The organism is Curtobacterium sp. MCJR17_020, from assembly GCF_003234365.2.
GTDB lineage: Bacteria > Actinomycetota > Actinomycetes > Actinomycetales > Microbacteriaceae > Curtobacterium.
Map to the genome: position 1 here is coordinate 2,111,403 of NZ_CP126260.1, position 14,959 is coordinate 2,126,361.

At 70.3% G+C, this 14,959-nt stretch carries 15 protein-coding genes; 8 read left to right on the forward strand and 7 right to left on the reverse strand.

Going from position 1 to position 14,959, the window contains the following annotated elements; all coding sequences use genetic code 11:
- Positions 1-73: 73 nt before the first annotated feature.
- Both DEJ14_RS10000 and DEJ14_RS10005 read right to left on the reverse strand, forming a co-directional pair.
- Positions 74-1,147 carry a glycosyltransferase gene (locus tag DEJ14_RS10000; protein WP_111084172.1) on the reverse strand — a complete coding sequence of 358 codons (1,074 nt, stop codon included), beginning with the start codon at positions 1,145-1,147 and terminating at the stop codon, positions 74-76.
- A gap of 5 nt (positions 1,148-1,152) precedes the next feature.
- Positions 1,153-2,259, reverse strand: coding sequence for an alpha/beta fold hydrolase (locus DEJ14_RS10005; RefSeq protein WP_111083980.1), 1,107 nt, complete (start codon positions 2,257-2,259; stop codon positions 1,153-1,155).
- 113 nt (positions 2,260-2,372) lie between these two features.
- On the opposite strand from DEJ14_RS10005, the gene treS reads away from it, so the two are divergent.
- Positions 2,373-4,082 (forward strand): maltose alpha-D-glucosyltransferase, encoded by a 1,710-nt coding sequence (gene treS, locus DEJ14_RS10010; RefSeq protein ID WP_111084171.1) that lies wholly within the window; start codon positions 2,373-2,375, stop codon positions 4,080-4,082.
- Between the two features lie 58 nt (positions 4,083-4,140).
- Complete coding sequence (locus DEJ14_RS10015) at positions 4,141-4,884, forward strand: 3'-5' exonuclease (protein ID WP_111084170.1); 744 nt, start codon at positions 4,141-4,143, stop codon at positions 4,882-4,884.
- A gap of 76 nt (positions 4,885-4,960) precedes the next feature.
- Here DEJ14_RS10015 and DEJ14_RS10020 read toward each other — a convergent pair whose 3' ends face one another.
- From DEJ14_RS10020 to glgA, 3 genes are all read right to left on the reverse strand, one after another.
- Positions 4,961-5,209, reverse strand: a complete 249-nt coding sequence (locus DEJ14_RS10020; protein WP_017887280.1) for a type B 50S ribosomal protein L31 — start codon at positions 5,207-5,209, stop codon at positions 4,961-4,963.
- 108 nt (positions 5,210-5,317) lie between these two features.
- Positions 5,318-6,100 (reverse strand): ABC transporter ATP-binding protein, encoded by a 783-nt coding sequence (locus tag DEJ14_RS10025; RefSeq protein ID WP_111083979.1) that lies wholly within the window; start codon positions 6,098-6,100, stop codon positions 5,318-5,320.
- Positions 6,101-6,109: 9 nt separating this feature from the next.
- Positions 6,110-7,309 (reverse strand): glycogen synthase, encoded by a 1,200-nt coding sequence (glgA, locus tag DEJ14_RS10030; protein ID WP_111083978.1) that lies wholly within the window; start codon positions 7,307-7,309, stop codon positions 6,110-6,112.
- A 47-nt stretch (positions 7,310-7,356) separates the two neighbouring features.
- Here glgA and glgC point away from each other — a divergent pair, with 47 nt between their 5' ends.
- Positions 7,357-8,598, forward strand: a complete 1,242-nt coding sequence (gene glgC, locus DEJ14_RS10035; RefSeq protein WP_111084169.1) for a glucose-1-phosphate adenylyltransferase — start codon at positions 7,357-7,359, stop codon at positions 8,596-8,598.
- A gap of 271 nt (positions 8,599-8,869) precedes the next feature.
- Positions 8,870-9,508 carry a phosphoserine phosphatase SerB gene (gene serB, locus DEJ14_RS10040; protein WP_111083977.1) on the forward strand — a complete coding sequence of 213 codons (639 nt, stop codon included), beginning with the start codon at positions 8,870-8,872 and terminating at the stop codon, positions 9,506-9,508.
- Positions 9,509-9,624: 116 nt separating this feature from the next.
- Here serB and fabG read toward each other — a convergent pair whose 3' ends face one another.
- A complete protein-coding gene (gene fabG / locus DEJ14_RS10045) occupies positions 9,625-10,338 on the reverse strand; it encodes a 3-oxoacyl-ACP reductase FabG (RefSeq protein ID WP_027465673.1) in 714 nt (237 codons plus the stop codon).
- Positions 10,339-10,503: 165 nt separating this feature from the next.
- Between fabG and DEJ14_RS10050 the strand changes: the two genes are divergently transcribed.
- Genes DEJ14_RS10050 through DEJ14_RS10060 form a run of 3 tightly spaced genes read left to right on the forward strand, consistent with a single transcriptional unit; the run spans position 10,504 to position 12,211 of the window.
- Positions 10,504-10,926 (forward strand): DUF3099 domain-containing protein, encoded by a 423-nt coding sequence (locus tag DEJ14_RS10050; protein ID WP_111083976.1) that lies wholly within the window; start codon positions 10,504-10,506, stop codon positions 10,924-10,926.
- Entirely contained in the window at positions 10,926-11,234 is a 309-nt protein-coding gene (locus DEJ14_RS10055; protein ID WP_374114431.1) for a hypothetical protein, read from the forward strand. Before DEJ14_RS10050 ends, DEJ14_RS10055 begins: the two co-directional genes overlap by 1 nt.
- The gene (locus tag DEJ14_RS10060) at positions 11,231-12,211 is read left to right on the forward strand and encodes an SURF1 family cytochrome oxidase biogenesis protein (RefSeq protein ID WP_111083975.1); all 981 of its coding nucleotides are present in this window, start codon (positions 11,231-11,233) and stop codon (positions 12,209-12,211) included. The genes DEJ14_RS10055 and DEJ14_RS10060 overlap by 4 nt, the downstream gene beginning before the upstream one ends.
- A 329-nt stretch (positions 12,212-12,540) precedes the next feature.
- Here the strand turns inward: DEJ14_RS10060 and DEJ14_RS10065 are convergent, their stop codons facing one another.
- Complete coding sequence (locus DEJ14_RS10065) at positions 12,541-14,139, reverse strand: ABC-F family ATP-binding cassette domain-containing protein (RefSeq protein WP_111083974.1); 1,599 nt, start codon at positions 14,137-14,139, stop codon at positions 12,541-12,543.
- Positions 14,140-14,254: 115 nt separating this feature from the next.
- On the opposite strand from DEJ14_RS10065, the gene DEJ14_RS10070 reads away from it, so the two are divergent.
- Complete coding sequence (locus DEJ14_RS10070) at positions 14,255-14,854, forward strand: biotin transporter BioY (RefSeq protein WP_111083973.1); 600 nt, start codon at positions 14,255-14,257, stop codon at positions 14,852-14,854.
- Positions 14,855-14,959 lie beyond the last annotated feature (105 nt).

Here is a 14,959-nt window from a genome sequence, read left to right on the forward strand (position 1 = left end):
GGCCGACGCGGAACGACGAATCCGATGTCGCACGACGTCGACGATCTCGTGTCGCATCGACCGACACGCCTCGCTACCGCGCGCGCCGGTCGGCCACGGCCCGCTCGACCGCCCGCACGACCTGCTCCGCCGAGTCCTGCCACCGGAACCGCGCGGCCCGCTCGACCGACTGCGCCGAGGCGTCGTCCCACCGCTCCTCGACCCGCCGCACCGCAGCCGCCACCGCCGACGGCGACGCCGGGTCGAAGTACTCGGCCGCATCGCCCCCGATCTCGCGGAAGATCGGGATGTCGCTCACCACGACCGGGGTCCCGACGCCCATCGCCTCGACCAGCGGGATGCCGAAGCCCTCGTCGTACGACGCCGTCGCCAGGGCCGTGGCGGATCGGAGCACCGACAGGTACTCCTCGTCGGTCGCACCGTCGTGGAACACGATCGAGCCGGCCGGCGCGAGCCCCTCGAGCCGTGCGCGGTCGGCGTCGGACACCCGCGACATGCAGTGCAGGGTCCAGTCCGCTCCGAGCAGCGGCAGCGCGGCCGCCAGCGTCTCGACGTTCTTGTACGGCATGAACGAGCCCATGTAGACGAGCGAGCGCTCCCGCGGCGCACCCGCCGCACGCGGAGCCGCCGGGTCGGCAGCGTTGTACGCCACCGTCACCGGACGCTTCGTCAGCCGGTGCTCGGCGATGAGCCCCGCGGTGGTCTCGGACACCGTGACCACCCCGTCGGCACCGTTCAGCAGGACGCGCTGCGGCACCCACGACAGGTGGAACGCGCGCCACCCGAGCCGGAGCGGCCACGAGAACTCGCGCGGAGGCGTCCGGTTCCGGTAGTAGATCAGGTCGTGCAGTGTGAGCACGAGCGCGTAGTCGCGCCCCCGCGAGCCCATCGTCTGCATCGGCGAGAACACCGCGTCGAGGCCGAGCTGGTTCACCCGTCGTGCGACGAGCGGCTCCCCCGCGTCGGTGGGCGCCGGCAGCAGCTCCCACGGCAGGTCGCGCGGCAGGGACTCGAGCTGGCGCTCGTCGTGGACGAGCAGCACGACGTCGTGCCGGTCGGGCAGGTTCCAGGCGACCCCGGCGGTGAACCGGCTGATGCCGTCGTGGCGGCCGATCCGGACGTAGCGGCAGTCGAGGCCGATGCGCAGACGCGTCACGCGTCGGACTCCTTCGCGTCACTCGCCGTCGAGTCGTCCGCCTTCGGCGCGCTCGCCTTCGTCGCCGTCGTCTTCGGCGAGCTCGCGTTCATCGCCGTCGTCTTCGTCGCCGTCGTGTTCGTCGCGGTCGTCTTCGTCGCGGTCGTCCGGGAGGCCCGTCCCGCGCCCGACGGTCGGCCTGCCTTGGTGCCGCGGCCCCGTTCAGGGCGCGCGGCCGTGTCCGCCATCCGGCGCAGCACCGCGGCGGCGGCCGGAGCCGGTGTCTCGTAGTGCACCAGGTGGCCGACCCCGGGGATGACCACGAGTTCGGCATCGCGCAGGCGGGCGGCCAGGGCACGCTGCTCGGGGACGGCCGTGATGTCGTCGTGCTCGGCAGCGATCATCAGCACCGGCACGTCGATGCGGTCCGCGTACTCGGACACGTCGTGGGTGACCGAGGTGCGGAACGCCTCGAGCACGCTCGTGCGGTTCGCGAAGGCCGAGAAGTACCGGTCGTGCTGGTCGTGCACCCAGCGGCGCATCCCGCGGTCGTGCGACTTGAGCATCGCGATGCTCATCACGCGGACGATGGCGGCGTTCCGCAGGATCCCGAGCCCGATCGGCTTCGGCAGCACCGCGCCGGCCTTGTAGTAGCCGATCGCGATCCCGGTGCCCACCGCGCGGGGCCCCTGCAGCGCCGGCGCGGCGATCGGGTTCACGAGGACGAGCAGGCGGGTGTCGAGCCCGGCGGCCACGGTGGCGGACACCACGATCGACCCGAACGAGTGGCCGAGGACGACGGCGTCGCGGCCGAGCCCGAGCGCGTCGTGGAACGCGCGCAGCCAGCCGACGTACGACTCGATGTCCGACACCGGCAACGGGTCGGACACGCCGAAGCCGGGCAGGTCGGGGACGATCACGCGGACGTCCTGCAGGTGCGCGGCGATCGTCTCGAGGCCGTGGTGGTCTCCGCGGAACCCGTGCACCGCGAGGACGGTCTGCGTCGCGTCGGACGGCCCGTACTCCCAGTAGTGCGTGGTGCGGCCGTCGACCTGCACGGACCGGTGGACCACCGGTGTGGCGGCCATGAGCGACTGGTACGGGGAGAGCACGGGCGGTTGCATCGGCGCCAGTCTACGAAGACAACCGCACGAAACCCCGGACACCCGCAGCATCGCGCGCCTATCGTGTCCGGGGCGGGCCGTCGACCGGCCCGTCGATGACGACGAGGAGCACGGTGACCTTCACAGCCCCGATCCAGCTGCCCGGCCTGACGCTCGACCCGCAGTGGTACAAGCGCTCGGTCTTCTACGAGTGCATGATCCGCTCGTTCGTCGATTCGAACGGCGACGGGATCGGTGACCTGCAGGGCGTGATCGGCAAGCTCGACTACCTGCAGTGGCTCGGCGTCGACGCCCTGTGGCTGCCGCCGTTCTTCCAGTCGCCGATGCGCGACGGCGGGTACGACATCGCCGACTACAAGGCGATCCTGCCGGAGTTCGGCACGCTCGACGACTTCCGCGAGCTCGTCACGAAGTCGCACGAGCGCAACATGCGCATCGTCATCGACATGGTGATCAACCACACCAGCGACCAGCACGAGTGGTTCCAGCAGTCGCGCGAGGACCCTGACGGCCCCTTCGGTGACTTCTACGTCTGGCGGGACACCGACGAGGAGTACCCGAACATCCGGGTCATCTTCGTCGACACCGAGGAGTCGAACTGGACGTTCGACCCGGTCCGCCGGCAGTTCTTCTTCCACCGGTTCTTCTCGCACCAGCCCGACCTGAACTTCGAGAACCCCGCGGTGGTCGAGGCCGTGTACGACGTCGTGCGGCACTGGCTCGACCTCGGTGTCGACGGTCTGCGGCTCGACGCGATCCCGTACCTGTTCGAGTCCGAAGAGGGCAACGGCGAAGGCGAGCCGGAAACCCACGAGTTCATCAAGAAGATGCGCGCGATGGTGGACGACGAGTACCCCGGTCGTGTCCTGCTCGCCGAGGCGAACCAGTGGCCGCGCGAGACCGCCGCCTTCTTCGGCACCGACGAGGAGCCCGAGTGCCACATGGCGTTCGACTTCCCGGTGATGCCCCGCATCTTCTACTCGCTCCGTGCCCAGCACGCCAAGGAGCTGTCCGCGATCCTGTCGGAGACGCTCGACGTGCCGTCCGCGGCAGCCTGGGGCGTGTTCCTCCGCAACCACGACGAGCTCACGCTCGAGATGGTCAGCGAGGAGTACCGGCAGGCCATGTACGGCTGGTACGGCTACGACCCCCGGATGCGCTCGAACATCGGCATCCGGCGCCGGCTCGCTCCCCTGCTCGACAACTCGCGTGCCGAACTCGAACTCATCCACGCGCTGCTGTTCTCGCTTCCGGGCTCGCCGTTCCTGTACTACGGCGACGAGATCGGGATGGGCGACAACATCTGGCTCCCCGACCGCGATTCGTCCCGTACGCCGATGCAGTGGACCCCCGACCGCAACGCCGGGTTCTCCACGGCAGACCCCGGCAAGCTCTACCTGCCCGTGGTCCAGTCGCTCGTGTACAACTACGCGCAGGTCAACGTCGAGGCCCAGCTCGCCCAGTCCCGCTCCCTGCTGCACTGGGTGCGCAACGTCATCCACGTGCGGAAGGCCCACCCGGTGTTCGGGCTCGGGACCCTGCACGTGCAGGAGACCTCGAACGAGTCGGTGCTCGCGTTCGTGCGCTCGTGGGAGGGCTCCGGGCAGCAGTTCGGGCCGTCGGCGGAGGACGTGCTGTGCGTGTTCTCGTTCGCCACGAACCCGACGTCGGTCACGGTCTCAGCACCCGAGTTCGCCGGTCGACCGCTCTACGACCTGTTCGGCGGCGGTTCGTTCCCCGCGTTCGACGAGGACGGCACCGTCACGCTGACCCTCGGGACGCAGTCGTTCTACTGGCTGCACGTCGGCGCGCCGGTCGGGTAGCACCGGTCGTGTCGGTGCGTCCCGTTAGCCTGACCGCGTGACGTTCCCCACAGCACAGCTGGATCCGACAGCACAGCTCGACACGCCCGCCCCGGCGCAGGACCTCTCCGGACGCCCCTGGTGGCACGCTCTCGGCGTCTTCGACCTCGAGACCACCGGTGTCGACGTCGAGACGGCGCGGATCGTCACGGCGCACGTCGGCCTCATCGACATGACGGGTGCTTCCATCGCCGAGGGTGCGTGGATCGCCGACCCGGGCATCGCGATCCCCGAGGGCGCCGCGGCCGTGCACGGCTACACCACCGAGCGCGCCCAGGCCGAGGGGCGTCCCGCGGCCGAGGTCGTCGCCGAGATCATCGCCGCGATCGAGGCGGTGTTCGCCCGCGGCGTCCCGCTGGTGATCTACAACGCCCCGTACGACCTGACGGTCCTCGATCGCGAGGCAAAGCGGCACGGGTTCGCCTCCCCCGTCATCGGCAACGTCGTCGACCCGCTCGTGATCGACAAGGCCCTCGACACCTTCCGCAAGGGCAAGCGCACGCTCGAGGCGGCGTCCGAGCTGTACGGCGTCACCCTCGACGACGCGCACGACGCCGGTGCCGACGCCATCGCGGCCGGTCGGGTCGCCCAGGCCATCGCCGGCAAGTACCAGGACGAGCTCGGCATCTCGGCAGAGGAACTCCACCGCAAGCAGGTCGGGTGGTGCGCCGAGCAGGCGACCTCGTTCCAGGAGTACATGCGCAAGAAGCGCGACCCGTCCTTCACCGCCGACGGTCGCTGGCCGCACCGCAACGGCGCCTGACCCGCGCACCGCTCGCACGACGCAGAACGGGCGGTCCTCCCGAAGGAGGACCGCCCGTTCTGCTGTTGCCGAAGGACTACTTGGAGAAGCCCTTGAAGCGCTGGTTGAACTTCTCGACGCGACCGGCCGAGTCGAGGATGCGCTGCTTGCCCGTGTAGAACGGGTGCGAAGCGGACGAGATCTCGACGTCGATCACCGGGTAGGTGGCACCGTCGAGCTCGATCGTCTTGTCGCTGTTCGCGGTCGAACGCGTCAGGAAGGTCTCACCGGAGGCCAGGTCACGGAAGACGATGGCGCGGTACTCGGGGTGGGTGTCGGTCTTCATGGAGTTTCCTCGATAGCGGTAGCGGTGGTGGGATTGCGCGAGATGCGCGGGAAGTCATCGGCTTGCGCCAGCCGTCAACGTTACCAGACGGACGGCGCGATCGCAGCGCTAGGACGCGCGCGCCGTGTACCGACCGGCGTCCTTCGTGACGGACAGCGCGATGCCGAACGCCTCGGTCAGGGTCTGGTCGGTCAGGACCTCGTCGATGGGCCCGGCGGCCTGCACGTGGCCGTCGGCGAGCACCAGCGCGTGGGTGAACCCGGCGGGGATCTCCTCGACGTGGTGGGTGACGATCACGATGGCCGGCGAGTCGGCGCTCTGGGCGTAGCCGCCGAGGGTGCGGACGAGGCTCTCACGGGCACCGAGGTCGAGCGAGGCGGCCGGCTCGTCCAGGAACAGGATCTCCGGGTCGGTCATGACGGCACGGGCGATCTGGACGCGCTTCTGCTCGCCGTCGCTCAGCTCGCCGAAGGTGCGGTCGGTGAACGACCCCAGGCCCCACTCCTCGAGCACGCGCTGGGCACGGCGGACGTCGAGCTCCTCGTACTCCTCGTTCCAGCGACCCGTGACCGAGTACGCGGCCGTCAGCACGACGTCGATGACCTTCTCGGTCACCGGGATGCGACGGGCCAGGGCGGTCGATGCGAAGCCGATGCGCGGGCGGAGCTCGAACAGGTCGGCGCCGCCCAGCTCGGTGCCGAGCACCTCGACGTCACCCGAGGTCGGGAACGTCTGGGCACCGGCGACCTGCAGCAACGTGGTCTTGCCGGCGCCGTTCGCACCGAGCACGACCCAGCGTTCGTCGTCCTGCACCCCCCACGAGATCGAGTCGAGGATGGTGGCCCCGTTGCGGACCACGGAGACGTCTGACAAGCGCACGACCGAGGGCATGCGACCAGCCTACGGGGTCCGGCCGAGCACCTCGTCGTAGACCTGCCGTGTCCTCGTGGCGATCGCGTCCCAGGTGAACTCGGACTCGACGCGCAGGCGTCCGGCGCGGCCCATGAGCTTCGCGAGCCCCTCGTCGGCGAGCACCTCACACAGGGTCGCGGCCAGGTCCGCCACGTACTTGTCGGGGTCGGTCGGGGTGCCCGTGCCGTCCTGCGCCTGGTCGATCGGCACGATGCGACCGGTGAAGCCGTCCGCGACGACCTCGGGGATGCCCCCGGTGCCGGTGCCGACGACGGGGATGCCGCACGCCATGGCCTCGAGGTTCACGATGCCGAGCGGTTCGTAGATCGACGGGCACACGAACACGGTGCCCGAGGACAGCACGTTCACGATCTCCTCGTGCGCGAGCATCCGGTCGATCCAGACGACGCCCTCGCGCTGCTCGCGCAGGCCCTCGACCAGCCCGGTGACCTCGGCGAGGATCTCCGGGGTGTCCGGGGCACCGGCGCACAGCACGATCTGGACGTCCTCGGGGAGCGACGCCACGGCGCGGAGCAGGTAGGGCAGGCCCTTCTGCCGGGTGATGCGACCGACGAAGACGACGCTGGGGCGCGACGGGTCGATGCCGAGGGCGCGGACGGCGTCCTCGTCGACCTGCGGCTTCCAGGCGTCGATGTCGATGCCGTTGTAGACGACGTGCACCTTCGCCGGGTCGATCGACGGGTAGGAGCGCAGGATGTCGGCGCGCATGGCCTTCGACACCGCGATGACACCGTCGGCGTTCTCGAACGCCTCGCGTTCCATCCAGCTCGACAGGCGGTAGCCACCGCCGAGCTGCTCGGCCTTCCACGGGCGGAGCGGCTCGAGGCTGTGCGCCGTGACGACGTGGGGGATCCCGTAGGTCAACTGCGCGATCCGGCCCGCCGAGTTCGCGTACCAGGTGTGCGAGTGCACGAGGTCGGCGCCCTCGACGTCGGCGGCGATGGCCATGTCGGTGCCGAGCGCCTGCAGTGCACCGTTCGCCTGCTCGAGGCCTGCCGGCGTGCGGTACCCCCAGACGTCGGCTTCGTCGCGGAAGGCCCCGAAGGCCCGGACCCGGACGTCGGTGTCGGTCCCCGACCGCAACGCAGCAGTCAGTTCGGCCACGTGGACGCCCGCTCCGCCGTAGACCTCCGGCGGATACTCCCTGGTCAGTAGATCGACTCGCACGGGTTCAAGGTAACCGGTTCCCAGTGCTGACGCCTACTGTGAGCGGCATGGCACCAAAGAAGGTCTTCGGCATCGTGCTCGCTGGCGGCGAGGGGAAACGGCTCATGCCGCTCACGGCCGACCGGGCGAAGCCCGCAGTCCCGTTCGGCGGGAACTTCCGTCTCATCGACTTCGCGCTGTCGAACCTGGTGAACTCCGGTCTGCAGAAGATCGTCGTCCTCACCCAGTACAAGTCGCACAGTCTCGACCGGCACGTCGCCGAGACCTGGCGCATGGAGGGCCTGCTCGGGTCCTACGTGGCGTCGGTCCCCGCGCAGCAGCGACTCGGCAAGCGCTGGTTCGCCGGTTCGGCCGACGCGATCCTGCAGTCGCTCAACCTGCTCCGGGACGAGCGTCCGGACATCGTCGTCGTGGTCGGCGCCGACCACGTGTACCGGATGGACTTCCACCAGATGGTCGAGGCGCACATCGCCTCGGGTCGCAGCGCCACCGTCGCGGCGATCCGTCAGCCCATCGAGCTCGCCGACCAGTTCGGCGTCATCCAGGTGGACGCCGACGACCCGACGAAGATCGACGCCTTCCTCGAGAAGCCGAAGAACCCGGTCGGGCTCGCCGACTCCCCCGGCGAGGTCCTGGCCTCGATGGGCAACTACGTGTTCAACGCGGACGCCCTCGTCGACGCGGTGCTCCGCGACGGCCAGGTCGAGTCGTCCGCGCACGACATGGGCGGCGACATCGTCCCCGACTTCGTGGACCGCGGCGACGCCGGTGTCTACGACCTGCAGCGCAACGAGGTCCCCGGGTCCACCGACCGCGACAAGTACTACTGGCGCGACGTGGGGACGATCGACTCGTTCTTCGACGCGCACATGGACCTCATCGCCCCGGTGCCGGTGTTCAACCTGTACAACCAGGACTGGCCGATCTTCAACCAGCAGACGAACCTGCCGCCGGCGAAGTTCGTGCGGGACGCCAACGGCAACACCGGCTCGACGGTCGACTCGCTCGTGTCACTCGGCTGCCTGGTGTCGGGCGCGCAGGTCGAACGCAGCATGATCGGCCCGTGGTGCGGGATCGACTCCGGCGCGAAGGTCCTCGACTCGATCGTCTTCGAGCGGGCGACGATCGGCGCCGGTTCGGTCGTGAACCGGGCGATCCTGGACAAGGACGTCGTCATCGCGCCGGGTGCGCAGGTCGGCATCGACCGTGAGGCCGACGAGGCCCGCGGCTTCACCGTGACCGATTCCGGCATCACCGTGGTCGGCAAGGGCGTCCGCGTCGACGCCTGATCCGTTGCCGAGTCCGGGCTCCGCCCATGGGTCGGCAAGGGCGTCCGCGTCGACGCCTGATCCGTTGCCGAGTCCGGGCTCCGCCCATGGGTCGGCAAGGGCGTCCGCGTCGACGCCTGATCCGTTGCCGAGTCCGGGCTCCGCCCATGGGTCGGCAAGGGCGTCCGCGTCGACGCGTAGCGTCCGCCGGTCACGTCGACACGCACGGTCAGGAGGCACGGCTCGCGTCACGGACGCGAGCCGTGCCTCCGTGTGTCGGTACCGTTGGTCCGTGCCCCGCTTCCTCGTCGTCCTCGATGCCGATTCCACCCTCCTCGAGGACGAGGTGATCGAACTCCTCGCCGACACCGCCGGCACCCGGCCACAGGTCGCGGCGATCACGGAGCGCGCCATGCGCGGGGAGATCGACTTCGCCGAGAGCCTCCGGGAGCGTGTCGCGACCCTGGCGGGCCTCCCGGTCGACGTCTTCCGACGCGCACAGCAGGCGGTCCGCGTGACGCGGGGCGCCGACCAACTCGTCCGCGGCGTGCACGCCGCCGGTGGGACCGTCGGTGTCGTGTCCGGCGGGTTCCACGAGGTCCTCGACCCGTTCGCCGAGCAGCTCGGTCTCGACCACTGCCGGGCGAACCGACTCGAGGTGGCCGACGGCGTGCTGACCGGCCGTGTGCTCGGCGACGTCGTGGACGCGCACGCCAAAGCCGTCGCCCTGCGCGAGTGGGCCGAGGCCGACGGCGTGGACGCGGTCCGCACCGTCGCGATCGGCGACGGGGCGAACGACCTCGAGATGATGCGCGTCGCCGCCCTGTCGGTGGCGTTCGACGCGAAGCCGCGCGTGCGGGAGCAGGCGGACGTCGCCGTCGTGGACCGCGACCTGTCCGCCGTGCTCGCGACGCTCGGCCTGCGCGGCTGAGCGGACCGCTCCTCGCAGCCGAGTCTCGCGCACGGCGACACTTCTCGGCTCGCGCGGCCCGAGCAGTGTCGCTCAGGCCGAGACTCGGGCCAGGCCGGCCAGGCCGGGCGGGCTGGCTAGTGGCCCATGCCGAGGCCGCCGTCGACCGGGATGATCGCGCCGGAGACGTAGCCGGCCCCGTCGCTCGCCAGGAACAGCGTGGCGTCGGCGACGTCGTCGACGGTGCCGTAGCGGGCCGCCGGGATCGCCTTCTTGAACTCGGCCTGCAGCTCGTCGGACAGCGCGGCCGTCATGTCGGTCTGGATGAACCCGGGCGCGACGACGTTGGCGGTGATGCCGCGCGAGCCGAGCTCACGGGTGATCGACCGGGCCATGCCGACCAGGGCGGCCTTCGACGACGCGTAGTTGACCTGGCCGATCTGGCCGTAGGCGCCGACGACGCTCGACATGAGCACGATGCGGCCGAACTTCGCCTTCATCATGCCCTTGGTGGCGCGCTTCACGACCCGGAACGTGCCGGTCAGGTTGGTGTCGACGACGCTCGTGAAGTCGTCCTCGGACATGCGGAGCAGCAGCTGGTCGTTCGTGATGCCGGCGTTGGCCACGAGCACCTCGATCGGTCCGAGCTCGGCTTCGACCTGCGTGAAGGCGGCGTCCACCGAGGCCGTGTCGGTGATGTCGGCCTGCACGGTGAGGGCCCCTTCGGGTCCGCCCTGTCCGCTGCGCGACGTGACCGCGACGCGGTGCCCGGCGGCGACGAAACGCTCGGCGAGGGCGTGGCCGATGCCACGGTTGCCGCCGGTGATCAGGACGGTACGGGGGGTGCTCATGGTCGCTCCGTTCGGTGGTGGTGTGCGGTCGTGTCGTGCCGACGGGTCGGCGGACACGCCCGGACGAGCGTAGCGGAGCCAGCACCGCAGCCCGTTCGCGCGCGGCGCACCCACGATCGGCCCCGGAGGCTTAGGCTGGACCACGGGTAGACGGAGACCATCTGTATGAAGAGCACGCACACCAGCATCACCACGCTCCCGGATTCGCCGGAGCTGGACCGGGCGCACCGCCTGTCCCGCTACGTGTGGCAGATGGCGATCCGCGTCGTCCTCTTCGTCGTGGCGGTGCTCGTCTACTCCATCTGGCACTCCTGGATCGCCGTCGTGCCGATCGTCCTCGCCGCCGTGATCCCCTGGGTCGCCGTCATCGTCGCGAACGCCGGCAGTCGGACCGAGAGCGACATGATCTCGCCCGCCGGTGCGATGCAGCTCTACGACGCGGTCGACCCGGGCCTCCGTGAGCAGCAGGAAGAGGACCGGGCCCAGGCCTACCGCGACGAGCAGGACCGCCTCCGGCAGCAGGCCCAGCACGCACAGGACGAGTGGCAGCGTGGCGGCGACCGCTCGAAGATGTGGGGACACCGCTGATGGGCGCGACCTTCGACCTGCACACCGAACCGGGCTCGACCCCCGTCTGCTCCCGAGCCGGCTGCTCCAACACGGCAGCGTGGCGGGTGAACTGGCGCAACCCCCGGATCCACTCCGCCGACCGCGTGAAGATCTGGGCCGCGTGCGAAGAGCACCGCGACTTCCTCGCCGACTACCTGCGGTCGCGCACCTTCCCGGTTCGTGTCACCGGCATGCACGAGGACGTCGACCGGCTCGACGACGAACGCGATCCGGCATCGTCGCCGAAGAACGACGTCGGGGTGCGCTCCACCGGCACCGGTCGATGACCGACGACTTCGACCCGCACTCCCGGTACGGCCGGAAGCACGCTGCCAAGCTGCAGCGCGCCGCCGACCACGCACGGCGATCCGCACCGGACGACGAACGTCCCACCCAGGACCCGGACGAGCCCTTCGTCGGCTGGCACTTCGTCCGCAGTCGCCGCTGGCTCGGGTACTTCGCGATCGCCGTGGCCTTCGCGATCGTCTGCGCCCTGTTCGGCATGTGGCAGTGGGACCGCCGCAACGAAGCCGTGCGCCAGAACGAGCAGGTCGCCCAGAACTACGACCACACCCCGGTCCCCCTCGACCAGGCGCTGCCGACGGCATCGAGCTGGCAGGACGAGCAGGAGTGGCTCCGCGTCGCCGTGACCGGGCGCTACGACGTCGACGCACAGCTCCTGGTCCGCAACCGCGTGCACAACGGCCAGCCCGGCTTCGAGGTCCTCACCCCCCTCGTCACCGACGACGGCCGCGCGTTCATCGTCGACCGCGGCTGGGTCCCCACCGGCAACGCGCAGGACGCCCCCGACCACGTGCCCGCTCCCCCGTCGGGCGAGGTCACGGCGATCGTCCGGCTTCAGCAGAGCGAGCCCCGGATCCCCGGCCGCACCGACCCCGCGCACACCGACCAGGTGCAGTCGGTCACGCTCGCGGACGTCGCGAAGAAGGCCGACACCCCCATCTGGACCGGCGCGTACGGCGAGCTCGCCTCCGAGTCCCCCGCCCCGACCGAGGCGCGTCCGCTCGGCTGGGAGCGTCCCACCGCCGACACCGGCCTGCACCTGAGCTACTTCATCCAGTGGTTCCTGTTCGCGGCCGGCGGGTTCGGGTTCCTGGCGTACGTCATGGTGCAGGAGTACCGGAACCTCAACCAGGACGACCCGGAGGAACGCGAGCGCGCCCAGGAGCGGCAGCGCCGCAAGGACGCCAAGCCGAAGACCGACGCGGAGATCGAGGACGACCTGATCGCGTCCCGCCGCTGACGCGTTGCGCCGGGCCGTTCGCCGCGGGCGCGCCGCCGAGCGGTCACGAACCGTCGCCCGTCGACGCCGGTGTCGACACGTGGTGACCACTCGGCGGACGTGAGCGGGTTGCCTTGACCGACGGGACAGCGGACGGGAGGCCCGTGGCGGCGTCGCCACGGGCCTCCCGTCCGTCCTCCGGTCACGTCGACCACCGCACGCCGCCCGGCCGCTGGTCACGACGCGCTCGCACGCGTGCCGCCGAGCGGTCACGAACCGTCGCTCACCGGCGACGGCGACGACACATGGTGACCACTCGGCGAACCTGAGCGGGGTGTCGTGACCGCCCGCTAGGCGAGCTCGATGAGCTCCGCGTAGTCCTTGTTCCAGTGGTCCTCGGTGCCGTCCGGCAACAGCAGGACGCGCTCCGGATTGAGGGCCTCGACTGCGCCGGCGTCGTGGGACACCAGGACGACCGCGCCCTCGAACCCGGCCAACGCGTTCAGGATCTCCTCGCGCGACGCCGGGTCGAGGTTGTTCGTCGGTTCGTCGAGCAGCAGCACGTTCGCGCCCGAGACGACGATCATCGCGAGCGACAGACGCGTCTTCTCACCACCTGAGAGGACCCCGGCCTTCTTGTAGCCGTCGTCCCCGGTGAACAGGAACGAACCGAGCACGCGACGGGCCTCGGTCTCGTTGAGGTCGGTCGACGCCGACACCATGTTCTCGATCACGGTGCGGTTGATGTCGATGTTCTCGTGCTCCTGCGCGTAGTACCCGATGCGCAGGCCGTGGCCGGGCTGGATCTCACCGGTGTCGGGCAGGTCGGCACCCGCGAGGATGCGGAGCAGCGTCGTCTTGCCGGCACCGTTGAACCCGAGGATGACGACGCGCGAACCGCGGTCGATCGCCAGGTCGACGCCCGCGAAGATCTCGAGCGACCCGTAGGACTTCGACAACCCCTCGGCCATGAGCGGCGTGCGGCCGCACGGGGCCGGCGTGGGGAAGCGGATCTTGGCGACCCGGTCCGCGACGCGCTCGTCCTCGAGACCCGCGAGCAGCTTGTCGGCACGCGCGACCATCTGGTGCGCCGCGGCGGCCTTCGAGGCCTTCGCACCGAACCGAGCGGCCTGGTCCTTCAACGTCGCGGCCTTCTTCTCGGCGCCGGCGCGCTCCTTGCGGCGACGCTCCTCGTCGGCGACGCGCTGCCGCTGGTAGAGCTTCCAGCCCATGTTGTAGATGTCGATGGTCTGGCGGTTGGCGTCGAGGTAGAACACGCGGTTGACGACCTCGTCCACGAGCTCGACGTCGTGGGAGATGATGATGACGCCGCCGGGGTAGGTCTTCAGGTGCTCGCGCAGCCACACGACCGAGTCGGCGTCGAGGTGGTTCGTGGGCTCGTCGAGGATCATCGTCTCGGCGTCCGAGAACAGGATCCGCGCGAGCTCGATGCGACGACGCTGCCCACCGGACAGGGTCTTGAGCTGCTGGTCGAGGATGCGGTCCGGCAGCTTGAGGTTCGACGCGATCGACGCCGCCTCGGCCTCGGCCGCGTAGCCGCCGAGCGCGTTGAACTGGTCGTCGAGCCGGCTGTACCGGCGCATCGCCTTCTCGGCGACGGCCGCGTCCTCACTCGCCATGTCGAGCGTGGCGAGGCGGATGCCCTCCACGAGCTCTCCGAGCCCGCGGGCGTCGAGGATGCGCTTGCGCGCGGTCTCCTCCGGATCGCCGGAGCGCGGGTCCTGCGGCAGGTAGCCGATCTCACCACCGCGGTCGATCGTCCCGCCGTTCGGCTGCGTCTCGCCCGCGAGGGCCTTGGTCATCGTCGTCTTCCCCGCGCCGTTGCGGCCGACGAGTCCGATCTTGTCACCCTTCTCGACACGGAAGGACACGTCTTCCATGAGGAGACGAGCTCCGACGCGGATCTCGAGTTCGTGCACGGCAAGCACAGTGGACGTCCAATCAGTTGGTGGGTTTGCACAACGACGTGTGCGTGAGGTGCACCGCTACGCTGACGGGACCGATGGTTCCGAACGGGACCAGCAGTCCATTCTAGGAGAATCCATGACGAACGCCACCGGGTTCGCTCCCCGCGCAGTCCTCGCCGACCATCTGCGGACGCACGGGCTGGCCACGAACGCCGCCCTCGTCGCCGGCGGAGCCCTGTTCACCGCTGCGATGGCACAGCTCGAGGTCCCGATGTGGCCGGTCCCGATCACCGGGCAGACGCTCGCCGTCGTCCTCGTCGGTGCGACCCTGGGTGCCCGCCGCGGCATGCTCTCGCTGCTCGTCTACGCCGTCGCCGGCCTGGCGGGCGCACCGTTCTTCGCCGACATGACCGGCGGCCTGCAGGCCCTTGCCGTGCCGAGCTTCGGCTACGTCATCGGGTTCATCCCCGCCGCCGGCGTCGTCGGTTGGCTGGCCCGCCGCAACTGGGACCGTCACTTCGGGCGCGCAGCCGTGGCGATGCTGCTCGCGAGCGCCATCCCGTTCGTGACCGGCCTGCCGTACCTGGCGGTCGTGCTCGGGCAGCTCGGCGCACCGAACGACCTGCAGTCGGTGCTCGCCGCCGGCCTGTACCCGTTCATCGTCGGTGGGATCGCGAAGGCGCTCATCGCCGCGGGCATCGTGCCGCTGGCGTGGAAGGCCGTCGGCCGCCGCTGACCCGTCGCACGACAACGGCCCCGCACCGATCGGTGCGGGGCCGTTCTGTGCCTGCTGCGTGCGGGGTGACGGGCTGTCAGTGCGGTCACGACTCCCCGGCAGCCG